Origin of the sequence: Vogesella fluminis, from assembly GCF_014652335.1 — a bacterium.
GTDB classification, from domain to species: Bacteria; Pseudomonadota; Gammaproteobacteria; order Burkholderiales; family Chromobacteriaceae; genus Vogesella; species Vogesella fluminis.
In genome coordinates, this window is record NZ_BMYP01000045.1 from 1 (window position 1) to 18568 (window position 18568).

Annotated in this window: 18 protein-coding genes and 1 pseudogene; 10 read left to right on the plus strand and 9 right to left on the minus strand. The window is 56.6% G+C overall.

Annotated elements, in window-relative coordinates:
- Positions 1–206: 206 nt before the first annotated feature.
- On the minus strand, positions 207–365 hold the full coding sequence (locus tag IE083_RS13685; protein WP_189354472.1) for a hypothetical protein: 159 nt from the start codon (positions 363–365) through the stop codon (positions 207–209).
- A 235-nt stretch (positions 366–600) separates the two neighbouring features.
- Here IE083_RS13685 and IE083_RS13690 point away from each other — a divergent pair, with 235 nt between their 5' ends.
- From IE083_RS13690 to IE083_RS13715, 6 genes and pseudogenes are all read left to right on the plus strand, one after another.
- Entirely contained in the window at positions 601–1758 is a 1158-nt protein-coding gene (locus IE083_RS13690; protein ID WP_189354475.1) for a Re/Si-specific NAD(P)(+) transhydrogenase subunit alpha, read from the plus strand.
- On the plus strand, positions 1751–2047 hold the full coding sequence (locus tag IE083_RS13695) for a proton-translocating transhydrogenase family protein (RefSeq protein WP_189354476.1): 297 nt from the start codon (positions 1751–1753) through the stop codon (positions 2045–2047). Before IE083_RS13690 ends, IE083_RS13695 begins: the two co-directional genes overlap by 8 nt.
- Before the next feature lie 10 nt (positions 2048–2057).
- Entirely contained in the window at positions 2058–3428 is a 1371-nt protein-coding gene (locus IE083_RS13700) for an NAD(P)(+) transhydrogenase (Re/Si-specific) subunit beta (RefSeq protein WP_189354478.1), read from the plus strand.
- A gap of 177 nt (positions 3429–3605) precedes the next feature.
- Positions 3606–3992: an IS66-like element accessory protein TnpA gene (gene tnpA / locus IE083_RS16060; RefSeq protein ID WP_189354480.1), complete on the plus strand. Its 387-nt coding sequence runs from the start codon at positions 3606–3608 to the stop codon at positions 3990–3992.
- 125 nt (positions 3993–4117) lie between these two features.
- Positions 4118–4417: pseudogene (locus tag IE083_RS13710) on the plus strand (transposase domain-containing protein); the annotation flags it as partial.
- Between the two features lie 12 nt (positions 4418–4429).
- A complete protein-coding gene (locus IE083_RS13715) occupies positions 4430–5023 on the plus strand; it encodes a plasmid pRiA4b ORF-3 family protein (RefSeq protein ID WP_189354482.1) in 594 nt (197 codons plus the stop codon).
- A 111-nt stretch (positions 5024–5134) separates the two neighbouring features.
- On the opposite strand, the gene IE083_RS13720 is transcribed toward IE083_RS13715, so the two are convergent.
- From IE083_RS13720 to IE083_RS13755, 8 genes are all read right to left on the minus strand, one after another.
- On the minus strand, positions 5135–7168 hold the full coding sequence (locus tag IE083_RS13720) for an acyltransferase family protein (RefSeq protein WP_189354484.1): 2034 nt from the start codon (positions 7166–7168) through the stop codon (positions 5135–5137).
- 157 nt (positions 7169–7325) lie between these two features.
- Positions 7326–8285 (minus strand): GDP-mannose 4,6-dehydratase, encoded by a 960-nt coding sequence (gene gmd, locus IE083_RS13725; protein ID WP_229799756.1) that lies wholly within the window; start codon positions 8283–8285, stop codon positions 7326–7328.
- A gap of 86 nt (positions 8286–8371) precedes the next feature.
- On the minus strand, positions 8372–8632 hold the full coding sequence (locus tag IE083_RS13730) for a hypothetical protein (protein WP_189354488.1): 261 nt from the start codon (positions 8630–8632) through the stop codon (positions 8372–8374).
- 201 nt (positions 8633–8833) lie between these two features.
- The gene (locus tag IE083_RS13735) at positions 8834–9988 is read right to left on the minus strand and encodes a glycosyltransferase family 4 protein (protein ID WP_189354490.1); all 1155 of its coding nucleotides are present in this window, start codon (positions 9986–9988) and stop codon (positions 8834–8836) included.
- A 17-nt stretch (positions 9989–10005) separates the two neighbouring features.
- Positions 10006–11337, minus strand: a complete 1332-nt coding sequence (locus IE083_RS13740; protein WP_189354491.1) for a TolC family outer membrane protein — start codon at positions 11335–11337, stop codon at positions 10006–10008.
- Complete coding sequence (locus IE083_RS13745) at positions 11337–12683, minus strand: HlyD family type I secretion periplasmic adaptor subunit (RefSeq protein WP_189354493.1); 1347 nt, start codon at positions 12681–12683, stop codon at positions 11337–11339. Before IE083_RS13745 ends, IE083_RS13740 begins: the two co-directional genes overlap by 1 nt.
- Before the next feature lie 12 nt (positions 12684–12695).
- Entirely contained in the window at positions 12696–14411 is a 1716-nt protein-coding gene (locus IE083_RS13750) for a type I secretion system permease/ATPase (RefSeq protein WP_189354495.1), read from the minus strand.
- A gap of 213 nt (positions 14412–14624) precedes the next feature.
- Entirely contained in the window at positions 14625–15731 is a 1107-nt protein-coding gene (locus tag IE083_RS13755) for an acyltransferase family protein (RefSeq protein WP_189354497.1), read from the minus strand.
- Positions 15732–16308: 577 nt separating this feature from the next.
- On the opposite strand from IE083_RS13755, the gene IE083_RS13760 reads away from it, so the two are divergent.
- From IE083_RS13760 to IE083_RS13775, 4 genes are all read left to right on the plus strand, one after another.
- Positions 16309–17667, plus strand: coding sequence for a tyrosine-type recombinase/integrase (locus IE083_RS13760; protein WP_189354499.1), 1359 nt, complete (start codon positions 16309–16311; stop codon positions 17665–17667).
- Between the two features lie 102 nt (positions 17668–17769).
- Entirely contained in the window at positions 17770–18165 is a 396-nt protein-coding gene (locus tag IE083_RS13765) for a hypothetical protein (RefSeq protein ID WP_189354501.1), read from the plus strand.
- A complete protein-coding gene (locus IE083_RS13770; protein WP_189354502.1) occupies positions 18162–18362 on the plus strand; it encodes a helix-turn-helix transcriptional regulator in 201 nt (66 codons plus the stop codon). The genes IE083_RS13765 and IE083_RS13770 overlap by 4 nt, the downstream gene beginning before the upstream one ends.
- Before the next feature lie 4 nt (positions 18363–18366).
- Positions 18367–18513 carry a hypothetical protein gene (locus IE083_RS13775; protein ID WP_189354504.1) on the plus strand — a complete coding sequence of 49 codons (147 nt, stop codon included), beginning with the start codon at positions 18367–18369 and terminating at the stop codon, positions 18511–18513.
- Positions 18514–18568: the final 55 nt, after the last annotated feature.

The window sequence follows — 18568 nt, forward strand, 5'->3', positions numbered from 1 at the left end:
TTTCGCTTGTCAGGACGAGATGGTAACGGCTGGCGAGGGACTTATGGGTAATGGAATGGGCAAAGCCCACCGGATAAGGCCAATGCATGAGCGTCTCCTTGTCGTAAGCGGGCAGCACGCGCCGGCTGCTGCCGGCGGGCAAGTGTTATCCCTTAAGCGTAAGCCCTTGTTTACAGCATGGCAGGCAAAACGGTTTACTGAAATGGCTATTGCGGCGCGATAAATCGCTTTGACATGAAGAATGCGGCCAACCCTGGCTGCCAGCCGGCGGCAAGCGCCGTCACGGCGTCCGGATGTTGCCCCGCAGCAACGTACAAAAATGGCAACAGTTGTGTGCCATCAAGCCGTGATTGATGAAAATACATCGTTAAATCATTTGATTAAAAAACTGTCAGACAGTATTCATATAGTCAACAGCAGATTTGTCAGCCGCAAATTCTGGCAACCGGATGTCGCTTTTATGTAAAAGCATTGCGCCAAATCACAAATTTGTGATTAATTACCAATTCAAACGCTCGTTCGAAATCAAGCCTCGCACGGGCGTTCGCTATCTCCATAGTTTTTAAATTTGTCATTCAACCATTTGCAGAAAGGAAGACCATGCAAATCGCTATTGCCGCCGAACGGCTGGCAGGTGAAAGCCGCGTGGCCGCCACACCGGAAACGGTGAAGAAACTTGTCGCCATGGGTCACACCGTGGTGGTCGAGACCGGCGCCGGGCGTCATGCCGCGGTGCCGGATGCGGCCTACTCGGAAGCCGGCGCAACGTTGGCCGCATCGCGCGCCGCGGCGCTGGGCCAGGGCGACATCGTGCTCACCGTGCGTCCGCTGCCCGCCGACGCCATCGCCGAGCTGAAGGACGGCGCGGTGCTGATCGGCCAGCTCTCGCCGTACCATAACGACACCTTCCCGGCTCTGGCGGCCAGGAAGGTATCCGCCTTCGCCATGGAGCTGCTGCCGCGCACCACCCGCGCACAGAGCATGGACGTGCTGTCCAGCCAGAACAACATCGCCGGCTACCGCGCGGTGCTCTTGGCCACCCACTACTATCCGCGCTTCATGCCGATGCTGATGACCGCCGCCGGCACGGTGAAGCCGGCGCGGGTGCTGATCATGGGCGTGGGCGTCGCCGGCCTGCAGGCCATCGCCACGGCGAAGCGCCTGGGTGCGGTGGTGGAAGCCACCGACGTGCGCGCCTCGACCAAGGAACAGGTGGAATCGCTGGGCGGCAAGTTCATCGAAGTGCCGATGAGCGAGGAGGAGAAGAAAGCCAACGACGGCGTCTACGCCAAGGAGATGTCCGACGACTACAAGCAGCGGCAGGCCGAGCTGGTGGCCAAGCACGCGCGCCAGGCCGACATCATCATCACCACCGCGCTGATTCCGGGCAAGAAGGCGCCGACGCTGCTCAGCGCCGAGGTGGTGCAGGCGATGAAGCCGGGCAGCGTGATCATCGACCTTGCCGCCGAAGCCGGCGGCAACTGCGCGCTGACGGCGCCGGGCGAGGTGATCAGCACCGACAACGGTGTCACCGTGGTGGGCAGCACCAACCTGCCGGGCATGGTGGCGGCCGACGCCTCCAGCCTGTACGCCAAGAACCTGTTCACCTTCCTGAGCCTGATGCTCAGCAAGGAAGGTTTTACCCTCAATCTGGAAGACGAGCTGCTGGCGGCCACCCTGGTGACCCACGCCGGCGAAGTGCGCTTCCCTGCGGCCAACGTGGCCCCGGCAGTCAAGAAGGAGACCACCCATGGTTGATCCATTCATCACCAGCTTCACCATCTTCGTCCTCGCCGTGTTCGTCGGCTACCACGTGGTATGGAACGTCACCCCGGCGCTGCACACGCCGCTGATGGCGGTCACCAACGCCATCTCCGGCATCATCATCGTCGGCGCCATGCTGCAGGTGGTGGACATCAATGGCAGCGAGCTGAGCATCACCTCGGTGCTGGGCACCATCGGCATCTTCCTCGCCAGCATCAACATCTTCGGCGGCTTCCTGGTCACCCAGCGCATGCTCGACATGTTCAAGAAGAAGAAAAAATAAGGGACACACGATGGAAAATCTCTCGGCAATACTTTATCTGGTCGCGGCGGTGCTGTTCATCCTGGCACTGAAGGGGCTGTCCTCGCCCACCTCCGCCATCCAGGGCAACCGCTACGGCATGATCGGCATGCTGATCGCGGTGGTGACCACCTTCCTGATCATGGACAAGCCGGTACTGGCGCTGATTGCCGGCGCCATCGCCGCCGGCGGTGCCATCGGCGCGTGGAAAGCCAAGACCGTGGAAATGACCGGCATGCCGGAACTGGTGGCGGCGATGCACTCGCTGGTCGGCCTGTCCGCGGTGCTGATCGCGGTGGCGGCCATCTTCCACAGCGGCGTGGAACACACCGGCGTACAGAAGATCGAGCTGTTCATCGGCGCCTTCATCGGCGCCATCACCTTCACCGCCTCGGTGGTGGCCTACGGCAAGCTGTCCGGGCGTTTCGGCGCCAAGGCGGTGAACTTCGGCGGCCAGCACCTGCTGAACCTGGTGCTGGCGCTGGCGATGGTCGGCTTCGGCGTGCTGTACTTCCTCAGCGACAGCCACGCGGCCTTCCTGATGATGGTCTCCATCGCGCTGGTGCTGGGCGTGACGCTGATCATCCCGATCGGCGGTGCCGACATGCCGGTGGTGGTATCGATGCTGAACAGCTACTCCGGCTGGGCGGCGGCGGGTATCGGCTTCACACTCAACAACCCGGTGCTGATCATCGCCGGCGCCTGCGTCGGCGCCTCCGGTGCCATCCTGTCCTACATCATGTGCAAGGCGATGAACCGCTCCATCGTCAGCGTGCTGCTGGGCGGCTTCGGTGCCGAAGTCGCCACTGGCGGCGCAGCGGCCTCCGGTCCGAAGAACTACAAGTCCGGCTCTGCCGAGGACGCGGCCTTCCTGATGGGCAATGCCGACTCCGTGATCATCGTGCCGGGCTACGGCCTGGCGGTATCGCGCGCGCAGCACGCGCTGCAGGAATTCGCCGAGCTGCTCTCCGAGAAGGGTGTCAACGTGCGCTACGCCATCCACCCGGTGGCCGGGCGCATGCCGGGGCACATGAACGTGCTGCTGGCGGAAGCCGAGGTGCCGTACGAGCAGGTGCAGGAGATGGAGGAGATCAACTCCGACTTCGCCAACACCGACGTGGTACTGGTGATCGGTGCCAACGACGTGGTCAACCCGGCAGCGCAGAAGGACAAGGCCAGCCCGATCTACGGCATGCCTATCCTGGAAGCGCACAAGGCGCGCACCGTGATCGTGGTCAAGCGCTCGATGAACGCCGGCTACGCCGGTCTCGACAACGAGCTGTTCTACCTGGACAAGACCATGATGGTGTTCGGCGACGCCAAGAAGGTGGTGGAAGAGCTGGTAAAGGGCGGCGGCCACTGATACCGCCCGTTGCGGCCAACGTTGGCCGCAAAAAAATGCCGTTCACCTATCCAGGTGAACGGCATTTTTATAACAAAAATCAGTCAGGAAATGAGTAAGCGTCATTCTGAGGCCGCATAGACGGGCGACAAGAACGTGTCCAAAGTAGTCCCCATCAAATGAGTGGTGGGGACTACAGTGTCTACTGAGAACATACGGGTATCCGGCCGCAAAGGGCGGCCCAATTATCCCGTCGCCTATAAATGCCAGGTGGCGATCGCTGCCTGCGAACCCGACATCTCCGTGGCCAAGCTTGCTCAGGCACATGGGCTCAACCCCAATATGGTATTCAAGTGGCGCCGGCAGTATCGCGCTGGCCAGCTCGGCAAGAGCCGCGTCGAAACCGCCCTGATGCCCGTGACGATTACTCCTGAACCAGCCATGCCGATGGCCACACCGACTGCACCCGCGATGTCGTATACAGACACCATGCCCGTTCCAGCCTCCGCATCGAGCATTGAGATCGAGCTCCCGAGTTCGACAGTTCGTCCCAAAAAACAGCCCGTTTTGACCCCTCGCCCCTAATAACCATGCGGGTTCCAGAGGTGTCTTATCCAAAACTCTTGTAATGGCACGTTTTTTCCGATGAACGTTTTTATTGACAACATATACAGCCGGTATAAAGTAACGGCATGTTCGTCAAAGTCACCTTGGCCCGCTACAGCGAAGATGGCCGTATCGAGATCGACAATAACACGGCGGAACGCTCGATCCGGCCGCTGGTTCTTGGCCGGCGCAACTACCTCTTTGCCGGCTCCGATGGCGGCGGCCAGAGCGCGGCGGTGATCTATAGCCTGATCGGCACGGCGCGGTTGAACGACATTGAACCCTACGCCTATCTTCGCACGGTGTTCGAGCGCATTGCCGACCATCCAATTAACCGTATCGATGAATTGCTCCCATGGCGTTTGATGAAGCCTGCCGAACAGGCTCAACAGGAAGCCGCCTAAAGGACTATCTGCATGGCCCAAGCCCGCAAACCGGCACTGCGCGTAGTGCGCTCGCCAGCCCCTGTCTATCAGCTCCATATTGAACTGCGTTACACCGATCCCGTGATCTGGCGACGGTTGCTGGTGCCCGGATCGGTCAAGCTATCGAAGCTTCATGCCATCTTGCAACTCGCCATGGGATGGGAAGGCGGTCATCTGCATGAATTTGTAATTGGGGAGACCAGTTATGGTGAACCCGATCCGGACTTCCCGAGTGACTTGCCTGTCGAGGACGAAAAGAAGGTAACCCTTGCAAAGGCGCTGGGGGTGAAGAAGACCTTCACATATCTCTATGACTACGGTGACGACTGGCAGCATCGCGTGAAAGTCGAAAAGGTTCTGCCTCCAGACCTGGACTTGCCTTACCCGATCTGCCTGGATGGTAGCAATGCGTGCCCGCCGGAAGATGTCGGTGGGGTACCGGGCTATTACGAGTTTCTGGAAGCCATCAACGACCCGACACATGAGGAGCATCAGGCGATGCTAGAGTGGTGCGGCGGCAGCTTCGATCCTGCAACCTTTGATCTGGACGAGGTCAACCAGCGGCTCTCCGAGGTCAAACTGTAGGTGTCAATACGGCCTCGGGATGACGCTAACGGAAATGACAAGAAACTTCATTGTTCTTCACCAAATTGCAAGAACTTCGATAGCGCCATCTACCAGCCTATCCGCCTTGAGTCACAACACAGTATTATCCAGTGAGCACTGGCTGACCCCACAGGCTGAAACGTATGTCTGGCTAATGCCATACATATTGCGTAACACTTGAGCAAAACGTGGGTATAGCACCCGATTGCCATGTGCACTCAAATGATCACCATCAAAAAACATAGTCTTGCCCGATGCATCAAATGCCCGACAAACCTCTCCCGGGCAAAGTACCGGGAATGGGTCCCATACTGTCAGGTTTGTGTTTCTCTGCTGCAAGTACTGCAGTGATGACATGACCGGCGCACGCATCTCGAGCAGCAAGACCCTGCTGGTATCAGCTCCGGTACTGCAAACCGGATTATGGCGATTGAACCAATCAGAGCAACGGAAAGCAGGTGCTCGCAACACCGGCTTGGGTGCATCAATCAGGACTTTTACCTGCAAGCGGGCCAGTTGTTGGATCAACTCCTCCGTTTCCTGCATGGAGCGCAAGCGAGCAGTTTTTTCTCCATCACTTTTACCAAAGCGACGGACCGCCTCCAGATCAAAACGTGCCCACTGATCAATCAGACGATAAGCACGGAGTGATGCGAAAAACACCATATCGCCAGGCTTGGCCTCCTGGGCCAGCATCTGCATCAAGGATGACACGGTCTCCGGGCAGCCAGGGACAGAATCGATTGTTTTCAGCAGACTTCCCATGGGGCAGGCGTCCACAGGATGCTGACGTATCTCAATACCAAACTCGCGGTTTGCCTCGGCAAGCATCGTAGAATAGGCCATTCCATGCGAATTACCTATAACAAATATTTTGTGCCCGGCTAAAGGTTTGGGGCCAGGTAATGGTGCTGCCGGAAAGGCATACGGGTACCATTGATAAGTATCCGCCGTTACACTCAGGCTCAAGCTCTCACGATGCGTAAACAGTGAGCTTACCGCAAGCCAGGCCATACTGATGGCCAGCGCACCAGCAGTAAGCGTATGCCAGCTGCCCGCAACCAAAAATCTTGTACTACGTACCGGGCGCTCGACCAGCCTCCAGGAAAACCAGGCCAGCAAGAAGGTAAGCAACACCGCCAGCAAGCGGTAGCGCCCCTGCTCCAACCCAACTGTCCAGCGGAACATTACATACACCGGCCAGTGCCAAAGATAGAGGGAATATGACATTTGTCCGACATAAACAGCAATGCCATTGCCCAAACCAAGTCGGGCAAGAGAGGCTGTACAACCCCTGCTAACAGAGGCCAGTACCAGCAAAGTGCCCAACACCGGCAGCAATGCCCATGGATAAGGGAAGGCATCCGGATCCGCATAAAACAGGCCCGTAACCACCATGATCAGACCCGCCAGCAAGAAGCCATTAGGTGGCACCATAGCAAGCTTGCCCAGTCGGCCACTGGCCTGCAGCTGATAGAACATCACACCGGCAGCCAACTCCCAGAAGCGGCTAGGCAGCAAATAATATGCCCACTGAGGCTGTGCCTTGCTCCATGCCCATGCCACCACAATGGAAAGCAATGCCAAGCCTGTCCACAGCCCAGCAGTGAGATAACGCGAGCGGCCGGCAATTTGTCTAGTCCGTAACCAGATCAGGAACAGCCATGGGAACACCAGATAGAACTGTTCTTCTACCGCCAGCGACCATGTATGCATAAAGGGGTTGAATTCAGTACGTGGCGAGAAATAGCCATCCTGAAATAAAACCAGTGCAAAGTTACTGAGTCCAAAAACAGCCCATAAACCAGTCTGGTTAGTCGTGGAACTAAGCCAAGAAAACGGTACCAGCAATACCGTCATCAGGGTGGTAAAGAGCAGGCAAACCAGTAAAGCAGGCATGATGCGACGGATGCGGCGGGCAAAAAAGTCAGCCAGCTCAAACCACAATGAGGACCGGGGGCGATGCGCCATTGCCCGGCTAACGACATAGCCGGAAATGACGAAGAAAATATCAACACCGATAAAACCACCTGGCAACCAAGCAGGCACCAGATGAGCAATCATGACTGACAGCACCGCCAAGGCACGCAAGCCATCAATCTCGCGTACATGACCACCCGCCATAGCAAGCCTACTTCCTGACATAAGCCACTCTATCCATTAACAAACACAGTGACGGGTCAGTACAAACGAACAAAACCATACTCAGAGACTTACCCACCACACACAAGCACCGGACACCCATGGTGGGCAAGCCAAAGAGTTACCCTAATAACCGGGCTTAAGACTCCTGGGATACGCGACGCAAGTCCGCATCCAGCATCATTACAATCAGCTGCTGCAGGCTGGTTCTGGTCTTCCAGCCCAACTGCCTGGCTGCCTTGGAAGGATCACCCAGCAAAACATCCACCTCGGCCGGACGGAACAACTTGGGATCGATTACCACATACTGCTGATAATCAAGGCCGACATGCTCAAAGGCGATACACACCATATCACGCACAGAAGTTGTTTGCCCTGTTGCAATCACGTAATCATCGGCCTTGTCCTGCTGCAGCATCAGCCACATTGCTTCGACATAGTCACCAGCAAAACCCCAATCGCGCTTGGCATCGATATTGCCCAAGCGCAACTCCTTCTGCTTGCCAAGCTTGATGCGGGCTACGGCATCCGTCACCTTGCGAGTAACAAACTCGATGCCACGCAATGGCGACTCATGATTGAACAGGATGCCGCTGGAGGCGTGCAGGCCAAAGCTCTCGCGATAATTGACCGTCAACCAGTGGCCATACAGTTTGGCCACGCCATAAGGGCTACGCGGGTAAAATGGCGTCGTCTCCGACTGGCGCTCAGCCTGGATCAGGCCAAACATTTCACTGGTAGACGCCTGATAAAAACGCATTTCAGGATTGACCTGCCGGATAGCCTCCAGCATGTTCGCCACACCAAGGCCCGTCACCTGTGCAGTCAACAAAGGCTGGCTCCACGAAGCACCGACAAAACTCTGGGCGGCAAGATTATACACCTCATCAGCCTTGGCGGTTTCCAGTGCCCGGATATGCGATGTCACATCACACATGTCGCCATCATGTAGCACAACCTTGCCTGCGATACCCAGCTCACGAAGGCGCCACATGGTATCACTGCTACGGCGAGCCACGAGACCATGCACCTGATAACCCTTTTCCAGCAACAAACGCGCCAGGTAAGCCCCATCCTGGCCGGTAATGCCGGTAATCAATGCACTTCTCATATAAAACCAATGAATTTAAGTAAACAGACAAGCAGAACCAAGACAAACACACCTTGCCCATGCTCAGACACTTATCACACCATGGCCCAGTCATTACCCCCGATCACAAGCCAGCCCGGCAAGCCATCCGAAGTGTCCTGTACCGCACCAACCACGACTACGGTCACGGCAGAGACCATTGCCTGATCGACTGTAACCGGCTCGGCAGGTGCATCAGTCGAGTCAAACATTGCCAGCAACATGGCCAAGCCGTCATCACTTTCAGTCATACCTACCCCCCGAAAAATCGCGCAGCAATGCTGCGACCATATATTCAATAAAAACAAGGGGCTCATTGTAGCAGCTGCCAAGCACCAGCATGCATGCCCGTTAATATTATCGTGGTAATTTAGTGTCCCGTATCACAAATCCGGACATCCCAGACAATCAAACAGGCATGAGAAAGCAGAAAAAAGATTGAACAAAAATTGATTTCATGCAATTAACGTATTAGTACTGATTCATGGCGTCATTAATGAAAACGGCATGACCATGCATCAGAAAAAACGCTGCCACTGCCGGCGGTACACCCCGGCCGTCACCTCGGCACAAGCCTGCCAGGAAAACTGCCTGGCACGCAGCAAGCCTGATGCACGTGCCTGCAGCACCCACTGCTCGTCTTCCAGCATGCGTTGCAAACCGTCGGCCATCGCCTGTTCATCCAGCGTATCCACCAGCATGCCGGCGTCGCCAAGAATCTCGGCTGGCGCCGAGCGCTGTGCCGCCAGTACCGGCACACCAGAAGCCATCGCCTCCAGAACCGGCAGGCCAAAGCCCTCGTAGATGGACGGAAAGGCCAGTGCCTTGGCACCCGCATACAACACCGGCAAATCAGCTTCCGGCACATAGCCCGGCCAGATCAGCGAGCCGGCTGCCTGCAGGCGATCCAGCTGGGCGTAGAACTCGGGCGACTCCCAGCCCCTGCCACCAACCAGCAACAGCGGATAAGCCTGCTGCAAGGCCTTGGGCAGCATCAGATAGGCATTGATCAGACGACGCAGATTCTTGCGTGGCTCCACAGTGCCAACCACCAGCAGATAGCGCTGGTAAGTCAGACCATAACGCGCCAGCACTTCGCGACTCTGCGACTCGTCACGCGGGTGATAGCTCTCGTCGACACCATTATGGGTGGTAGTGACCTTGTCAGCCGCAATGCCGAGCAGACCGATCAGCTCTTCACGCACAAAGTCCGAAACGGTCAGGATGTGGCAGGCACGCTCGATCGACTTGGGCAAATGCTCATTGAAAAAGCGGATCCGGTCCTCCGGATGGCACTCCGGATAGTGGATATGCGACAAGTCATGCACAGTGATGATGGACGGCCCCTGGTAGGACTCCAGAATATAATTCGGCTCATGGAACAGGTATTCACCTTGCAAGCGTGCAAACTCAGCCTGCGCACGCAGATCCTTCCAGCGGTGGTAAAGCCGGCGTACATGATATTTGAACGGAATAAAGCGTTTCAATGTATTACGGCTTACTGATGCGACAGGCTCGCGCAGGGGGTCCGGACGCTCGATAATCCCGGTGCCGGAAAAATAACTAAGCTTCAGATCGCTGTGTTTTTCCAACTCCAACCCGAGGCGATAAGCGTAGCGCCCGATGCCGGACATCGGATAACGGATACAATGCGCACCAAACAAGATTTCCACGGTCAGCTTATTCCCCGTTATTTCGCCACAAACCACTTATCCAGCTCGGCGACATCCGCCTCGCGCAACTCGCCCTGCAATGATTTCAGACGTATCCAGCTTGCTACCGCCTGGTTTTGCGCCTCTACCAGATTGCGGCGCGAGGTGTACAGCTGCTCCTCCGCATCCAGCAGATCGACCGTGGTGCGCACACCAACATCAATCCCTTTACGGCTGGCCTTGACCAGAACCTCGCTGGCCTGTACCGAGCGTACATAGCCATCAATCTTGCGCAAACTGCTCTGCAGGCCGTGATAGGACTTGGCCAGCTCCAGTTGCACCTGCTGCCTGATATTATCGCTTTCGGCCTGCGCACGCTCCAGACGGGCTCGCCCTGCCTCCCCCTGGTAGTAGAGCTGACCACCCGCCAACAGCGGGATATTCAGCTGAAAGCCGACAGAATTCTGCCAGGTGGTCTGATTCCGGGTCGAAACACTCTCGGCCTGCGAGTAAGACTTGCTGGCTACCAGATCCAGTGTCGGCAGATGATTGGAACGAATCTTCTTCAGCTCGACTTCGGCAATCTCCACCAATTGCCGGCTACGACGAACTTCGGGCGACGCCTCGGCTTTTTCCTTCAGCTGCTGCAAATCATCACCAACAGCAAGCAGGCCCTTGATCCGCGGATCAATCGCATGAATGGCCCCCGAAGACTGGCCAATCATGCTGCTCAGCCCTTGCATGGCCTCTGCCAGCAAACCCTCCGACTCGATCAGCCTCGCCTCGGCAATCGCCAGCTTGGCCTCGGCATCGTTAACATCAATCACCGTCCCCTCACCCAGCTGGTATTGCTTGCGGGCAAATTTCAGCACCTCGCTCAGGGAGGCGACCAGTGCCTCGGCAAAACGGACATTCTGCTGATGCAGCTGCACGTCGAGATAACTAGCCAGGTAACGATTGATCAACCGATTCTGTTCAACATCAAACTCGCTTTCGGCCTGACCGGCTTTCAGGTGACTTTGCTTGTAGTCGAGCACGCGATAGACATTGAACAAAGGCTGACGCAACTGCAGCTGCCGGCTTTCACTTCGATAATCCAACGGTGTTTCCGTTACTTTCCCCAGAACATTTGGCGCTTCCTGGCTACCGTTGATCTTGCTGCGACTGGCAAATGCCGAAACGTTCGGAAGCAGCTGTGCGCGACTGATACCCGGCAAAGTGGCGCCTTCGTTCAGCGCAGCCTGTGCCATGCGGAACTGCGGGTCGTGCTCTCGTGCCAGCTGGTAGCCCTCCAGCAAACCCAACGCCTGCGCTTGTAAGGGGAAAATGGCAGCCAACACTAAAGCCATGCATTTCTTGCGCATCATCATTACTCTTCCGTAAAGGCAAAATGCAGACGGTCAGTCAACGGCTTGACCAGATACTGCAACATGGTGCGCTCGCCGCTCTTGATGACGACAGTCACCGGCATGCCGGAGCGGATCTGCTGCTGGCCAATCTTCTTCATGCCTTCGTCCGTCACTTTCACACGGGCAAGGAAATAAGGCATACCGGTTTTCTGATCAACAATACGGTCTGCGGAGAAAGTCTCGACCTGGCCATCGATCACCGGAGTCTTGTTCTGGTTAAGGGCCACAAAGTTGATATCCACCGGCATGCCAGGATGCACCTTGGCGCTCATCGACGGATCAATCTGCGCCTCGACAATCAATGGCTCGTTGATCGGCACCACATCCATCAACGGCTGACCCGCCTGCACCACACCGCCGACAGTATGCACATTCAGGCCGACAACCATGCCGTCAATCGGAGCCTTGATACTGTTGTTGACCACATCAAAACGCAGGGCATCCACACGCTCTTTCAACGCCCGCACCTCTTTCTGGACATCGGTCAGCTGGGACTCGACCTCGCGCTGGAAACTCTGCCTGCTGGCAATCTGCTTGAGCTTGACTTCGGCAATACTGTTCTGGATACGACCGATATTGGCAATGTTATCGGACATGGCGCCGCTGGCTTCTGCCGCACTACGCTCCAGCTGCAGCAAACGGTTACGCGCGATATACCCCTCGCCGGCCATGGCGCGCATCCCCTTGAGCTCTTCATTGAACCACTTCACCTGGCTCTCGCGATTGACCTTCATCGCCAGCAGACCCTGCAACTGCACCTGCAAACCCTGCAGGTTCTCGCCGAGAATCGCCTGCTCGCCCTGCAACATCGATCGGCGCGTCTGGAACAGCTGCTGCTGCAGTTTCCGGGCCTCGACTACACGCGGATCATCCTTCAGGCTCACAAGCTCGGCAGAAAAGCTCACGTTGGCCGCATTGCGGCTCTCGGCCAGCAGGCGATCTTCCACCGCGCGGGAAGAAATATACTGCGCCAGCGCAATCTCCAGCTGCGCCCGGGCATTGGTGGCATTCAGCTCGATAACTGGCTGTCCCTGCTTCACCATATCCCCCTCGCGCACATTCAGCTTTTCAACCAGACCGCTGCTGATCGACTGAACCGTCTTGCGCTTGTCGGCCACCACCACCGTACCATTGGACGCCACCCCCTCATCCAGAGGCGCCAATCCCGCCCACAGGACAAAACCGGCAAAACCTGCCAGCAGAAAACGGGTACCGGCACGTGAAATACGGCGATCATCGGTATCAATCTGCGGCTGACCGGCAGGATGAACGGTCGCCACGCTGTCTTTCTTCTTGAACAAGGCCATCGTGACGGCTCCTTACTGTTTCAACTGTTGAACCTGGCTCTGCTGCGCGGCCTGAGCCAAAGCCTGCAGAACCTGATCACGCGGGCCAAAGAAGCTGATCGTGCCATCACGCAGAACCAGCAGTTTGTCCACAGAATTGATGATGCTGGTGCGATGGGTAATCAGGATCACGGTTGTTCCCGCCGCCTTCAGACCGGCAATGGCACGCACCAGAGCCTGCTCACCGACATCATCCAGATTGGAGTTCGGCTCATCCAGCACGATAATCGACGGGCTGCCATACATCGCACGCGCAAGACCGATACGCTGTTTCTGGCCGCCGGACAAGGAACCACCGCCCTCGCCCAGCATGGTTTCGTAGCCCTGCGGCAGACGCAAAATCATGTCATGCACACCGGCACGCTTGGCCGCATCGATAACCTTGTCGGAATCAATCTCGCCAAAACGCGCGATATTCTCGGCAATAGAGCCCTGGAACAACTCGATATCCTGCGGCAGATAGCCGATATGCGGACCCAGCTCATCCTTGTTCCACAAGAACACATCAGCACCATCCAGACGCACCTTGCCCGCCTGGGTCGGCCAGATGCCCACCAGCACACGCGCCAATGTCGACTTGCCGGAAGCACTCGGCCCCACCACACCGACCACCTCACCGGGATTGATGGCAAAAGTAAGCCCCTTGAGTACAGCCGCCGGCGCACCCGGCGGTACCGCAATCACGTTCTCGACACCAATCTGGCCCTCCGGGCGCGGCAGGCTCATATGGCTGCCCCGCGCCGGATAGGTCTCCAGCAGCTCCTCCAGCCGCTGGTAAGCGGCACGGGCGCTGATCAACTGCTTCCAGGAACCGATTGCCAGCTCAACCGGCTGCAGAGCCCGGCCCATCAGGATCGATGTCGCAATCATCATGCCGCCGCTCATCTGGTTATCCAGCACCAAAAGCGCCCCCAGACCCAGCACGGTAGACTGCATGGAAATACGGATGAACTTGGTCAACGCATTGATGCGCGCCGCCTTGTCCGAAGCCTCGGTCTGCTTCTCCAGCAAACGGCCCTGGAAACGGAACCAGCGATCACGCAACGCCGGCAACATGCCCATGGACTCGATCACCTCGGCATTGCGCAAATTGTTGTTGGCATAATTACCGGCGGCAATCGCGGCACGGTTAGCCTCAGCCAGCGGCTCTTTGGTGAACTTCTCGGTCAGATAGGTCATGAAGACCAGAATCAGCATCCCCACCAGTACGAACACACCAAGCTGCCAGTGAAACAGGAAACACACCACCAGATAAATCGGTGCCCAAGGCGCATCAAAGAAGGCAAACAGGCCATTACCGGTCAGAAACTGGCGCAGCGTAGTCAGATCGTGGATGGACTGCGCCGCATTCCCGCTGCTCTTGCGCAGGTTTTGCTCGAAGGCGGCGGTAAACACACGATGATTCAGCGACATATCCAGATGATTGCCGACACGGATCAAGGTCTGCGAACGCACCAGCTCCAGCCCCGCCATCAGCATGAACAAGGCAACGGTAATCAGCGTCAGCATCAGCAGCGTGGTTTCATTGCGGCTATGCAGCACACGATCATATACCTGGATCATGTAGACCGAAGGCAGCAACATCAGCAGGTTGATCACCGCACTGAAAGCCCCCAGACGATAAAAGGCCTTGCGATACTGCTGCAAGACCTTGCCCAGTTCAGACGTGCTTTGGAGTAATTTTTTCATGGTAGGAATGCAATGGCCGGCAATAGCGGCATTCTTGAAAGATGCACATGCTAACACAATGCCGGCAGTAATATGTGACGGATATCACATTTCAAACCAGGGCGTAGCAGATACACCCTGCAAAGCAACAAACCATGCGCAGCAAATGCCGGCCCCCTTGCGGCCAACCTTAGCCACACCGGCCCGGCAAGCGCCGGGCCATTGCACCCGGCATCAATTTGCCGGCTGGACCTGCACCTTGACATCCGGCACAGACTGGCGGACAATCAGCCTTTTCCCCCACTGCTGCGCCGGCCACTCGATAAACCGCCAGGTCAAATGCGAGGCAGCCACCGTCAGCAGCAACACACCTGCCAGCACCCACAGCAAAGGCCACTGCCGCAAGAAACTATCCGGCGTCACCGCCACATGATACAGCGCGCTATACATGATGACCGGATGCAGCAGATACAGGCTGTAGCTGATCTTGCCCAGATAAGCGAGCAAGGCATGGCGAATATTCAGGCCGCGAAACAGCAACAGCACCACGATGGCCAGCGTAACCGACAGGTGATCCAGCCAGCGCTCGCCATGCTGATAGAAATGCCAGGCATTCATTGGCCGCTTTACGAAATACTGGAACAACAGATAGCCCAGCAAGAGCCAATCCATCTTGCCCAGCCGCCGCTCACTGAACAAGCGCTGCAACAGCCAGCCAATAAAGATGATCTTCAGCATCTCCAGCACCAACATGGCCACCGGATAAAAGTGATAAGCCTGCAGACCGCTCTTTTCCAGCAACTTCCCGGCGGCGATCACCCCCAGATAAGACAACACCACACTACTGCGCGCAAAACCCTGCACCAGCAACAAGGCAGCTATCAACAAATAGAAAGTCACCTCGGCCTGTAACGACCAGTACAACCCCTCGGCAAACGGCAGATCAAACAGATTGGGCAGCAGCAGCACATTAGCCAGCAAGGCATCCCAGCCAAAATCCTTGTGCCACATCCAATGCGTAGTAACCACCCCTAACGGAATGCTGAACCAGAACATCGGCATCAGGCGGAAAAAACGGCGGATCAGAAAAGTACGACACGCCGCCAGTCCCTCACCTCTCACCGAAAACGGAATCACGAAACCACTGACCAGGAAAAAAACATACACCCCGAAAGTGCCCAGATTGAACTGATGAGTCATGGCACGCAAACCTTGACCAATCGCATCATCTGCACTGATATACGGAATCCAGATCTCGGTGACATGCATACATATCACCAGCAGGGCAGCCAAGGCACGGCAGCCATCCAGCCAAGCCAGACGGTGAGCTTTATTGTTCATTTCGGATAGCCAAAATGAATGATTTTACACCAGCCACAGAGGGTGTGCATAACGCTGAAGTGCATCTCCCAGGGTGGTGCTTTCGGCTTCGGTTCGGTCAATGAAGACACCGCGAGCCATCTCTGACTCAATTACAGCAGCCTAGGCCTTGGCGGCTGCCTTGGTTTCAAATGTACGAGTTTGGGTGGGGTAGCCCTTGCGTCGAATCTGGGCTTGATACTGATGTTGACCGCGTGATGTGATGCTTGCCATGCTCCTGCTCCTTAGGTAGAGCAAGGGTATAGCGTCGAGTGTGCGTGATGTTGCAGCAGAACTGCAGCAACAAATCGAAAAAATGACACAAAGGGTTAGCGCAAATGCGCTAACCCTTTGATTTTATTGGTGCCGGCGGCAGGAATCGAACTCGCTACCCCCTGATTACAAGTCAGGAAAAACGAGGTTTTCTGCAATACCAGAACATCCCATGATCCACGGATTAGTTCAAATAAAACATAAGCTTGCGACGTTATCTTGTTTTTTGCTTTATCATGGCATCCCATGAGAACCCAAAATTCTGTGGGGGCAAATGTGGGGGCAAATGATGGCAAAACAAGAAAACACCCTGAAGGTGGCAACCCTCAAGGCGCTATCTGCATCGGATCACAAAACAACCCTGTCTGACGGTGGCGGGCTATCTGGCGAAGTGCGGATACGCGCGGATGGTACACCAGCCGTTTCGTTTGTGTATCGCTATCGAGCAGGTGATAAAAAGCGCGAAAAGCGGTTAGGCACATGGCCAGAAAAAGACCTTGCCGCGATCCGTGCCGAGCGTAACCACTTGCGGCAAATGGTGGCAAACGGCCTAGACCCTATCGAGGAAGAACGCAAAGCCGCCGAGATCGAACGGCAGGCATGGCAAGCCGCCGAGGCCAAGCGCCAAGCCGAGGCCGCAGAGGCGGCAAGGTTGGCCGCACGCATGAGTTATGGCGATCTGTTCGCCCGCTACCGCGCTGCCCATGTGGACAAGCTGAAAAGCGCTGCCGAGATCATCCGCCGCCACCAGAAAGACGTTTTGCCAGCCATTGGGGCAATCTACGCCGATGAAGTCACGCGGCAGATGGTAGCCGCCGTTGGCCAGCGTATTGCCGACCGTGGAGCCGGACGCTCCGCCCATTTGACCCTTGGCGATATTTGCGCCTGCTACAAATGGGCAATTGATACCGCCTTGCTGGATGAAGGGCAGAACCCCGCCGCCAGTATCAAGAAAACCCGTATTGGCAACACGTCCAAAATGCGCGACAGGGTATTGAGCGAAGCCGAACTTAAACACCTGCTACAAAGCGCCTTGCCGGCCTGTAGCCTGACGCCGATGGCCAAGGCAGGGGTTCGCCTAATGCTGGCCACCGCTTGCCGCGTGGGCGAGCTGCTACGCGCCCGCTGGGCAGATATCAATCTGGCGGCAGGCACTTGGACGATACCGGCAGAACACGCCAAGAACGGGCAGGCACATGTTATCCACCTGAGCCGCTTTGCCGTGACCGCTGTTGAAGAGCTGGCCAGTTGTGCCATGTCGGCAAACTGGCTTTACCCCAACACGACCGGCCAGAAGCATGTTTGCATCAAGACCCTGACTAAACAGATACGCGACCGGCAAAAGGGCGAAGCCGGCGCAATGAGCCGCCGCGCCAGAGACACCAGCAGCCTGATCCTGAGCGGTGGCGACTGGACAAGCCACGACTTGCGCCGCACAGCCGCCACCCTGATGGGCGAACTTGGCGTCATGCCGCACATTATCGACAAGTGCCAGAACCATGTAGAAGCCAACCGCGTGACCCGCACCTATCAGCGCCAAGAGTACATGGCAGAACGCAAGGCTGCGTTTGATGTATTGGGCGAAAGACTGGCCTTGCTGGCCAATCCTGATGCGGCCAACGTGCTGATGCTGAAACGGGCTTAAAACGCATTAATGACGGCCTAACCGGCTGTTATCTGTACTGCATGATTTCATGCGGTATACTTTCAAACCCGCATTTTGCGGTAATCATTGAGGAGGAACATCTTGTTTTCACAAGATCAACAAATGGAAGTTAGTTCAATTGAGCTTGAAGAAAAGCTGAATGAATGGCGCAGATCATCTCTCAAAGGGAGGCATGTATCTCCTTTCTTGGGTCACTATCTGACTTGGGATGACATTAATGCCAAGAAGATTGACCGGCCAACCGCCCGCCCTGTCCAATCCACTGCCTGCCAGAGCCATTGCCGTGCATCGGCAAGCCGTACCCGCGTAACCGGCAGCAACGCCAAAAAGGCGACATCCAGCAGCGGTGGCAGCGACCCCGACCCCGAGCCGCGACGACAACCCCGCCTATCCGGTCTGCTTGCACTTCGCAACGTCCTGACCGCCTGCCGTGCCCTGATTGCCGCTAACACCTACCGTTCGGAGGTGCTGGCATGAATACCGCAATCCAGCTTTACCGTTTACCCACCGTTATTAGCCTTGTTGGCCTGAGCCGATCCTCAATCTATCGCCTGATGGACGATGGCGCATTTCCCGTGCCTGTAAAACTTGGTCAGCGTTCTGTAGCGTGGCGATCCGCTGACGTACACGCATGGATAGAAAGCCGCCAATCAACCCAGAATGTGGAGGCTTGAGCAGATGAGCGCACAAGAAAAAACCCAACAAATCATTGACTTGCCGGGCGGTAGCGGTACTGCTCATTATACAGCATGGCTTGTCAAAAATACCTGCGACGAACAGCCAATCAGCCAGGCTTTTTCATGGCTAGAACTTGCCAGTCGATAGAGTCCACGGAAGTGGTGTAAATGCAGACAGATGGTAGGAGGCCATCGACGAACTC

Excerpts from the sequence above, each read along its gene's own strand:
- IE083_RS13685 (WP_189354472.1), bottom strand. The coding sequence starts at position 365 with ATGTATTTTCATCAATCACGGCTTGATGGCACACAACTGTTGCCATTT.
- IE083_RS13690 (WP_189354475.1), top strand. The coding sequence starts at position 601 with ATGCAAATCGCTATTGCCGCCGAACGGCTGGCAGGTGAAAGCCGCGTG.
- IE083_RS13695 (WP_189354476.1), top strand. The coding sequence starts at position 1,751 with ATGGTTGATCCATTCATCACCAGCTTCACCATCTTCGTCCTCGCCGTG.
- IE083_RS13700 (WP_189354478.1), top strand. The coding sequence starts at position 2,058 with ATGGAAAATCTCTCGGCAATACTTTATCTGGTCGCGGCGGTGCTGTTC.
- IE083_RS13715 (WP_189354482.1), top strand. The coding sequence starts at position 4,430 with ATGGCCCAAGCCCGCAAACCGGCACTGCGCGTAGTGCGCTCGCCAGCC.
- IE083_RS13720 (WP_189354484.1), bottom strand. The coding sequence starts at position 7,168 with ATGGCGGGTGGTCATGTACGCGAGATTGATGGCTTGCGTGCCTTGGCG.
- IE083_RS13730 (WP_189354488.1), bottom strand. The coding sequence starts at position 8,632 with ATGAGCCCCTTGTTTTTATTGAATATATGGTCGCAGCATTGCTGCGCG.
- IE083_RS13740 (WP_189354491.1), bottom strand. The coding sequence starts at position 11,337 with ATGATGATGCGCAAGAAATGCATGGCTTTAGTGTTGGCTGCCATTTTC.
- IE083_RS13745 (WP_189354493.1), bottom strand. The coding sequence starts at position 12,683 with ATGGCCTTGTTCAAGAAGAAAGACAGCGTGGCGACCGTTCATCCTGCC.
- IE083_RS13750 (WP_189354495.1), bottom strand. The coding sequence starts at position 14,411 with ATGAAAAAATTACTCCAAAGCACGTCTGAACTGGGCAAGGTCTTGCAG.
- IE083_RS13755 (WP_189354497.1), bottom strand. The coding sequence starts at position 15,731 with ATGAACAATAAAGCTCACCGTCTGGCTTGGCTGGATGGCTGCCGTGCC.
- IE083_RS13760 (WP_189354499.1), top strand. The coding sequence starts at position 16,309 with ATGATGGCAAAACAAGAAAACACCCTGAAGGTGGCAACCCTCAAGGCG.
- IE083_RS13770 (WP_189354502.1), top strand. The coding sequence starts at position 18,162 with ATGAATACCGCAATCCAGCTTTACCGTTTACCCACCGTTATTAGCCTT.
- IE083_RS13775 (WP_189354504.1), top strand. The coding sequence starts at position 18,367 with ATGAGCGCACAAGAAAAAACCCAACAAATCATTGACTTGCCGGGCGGT.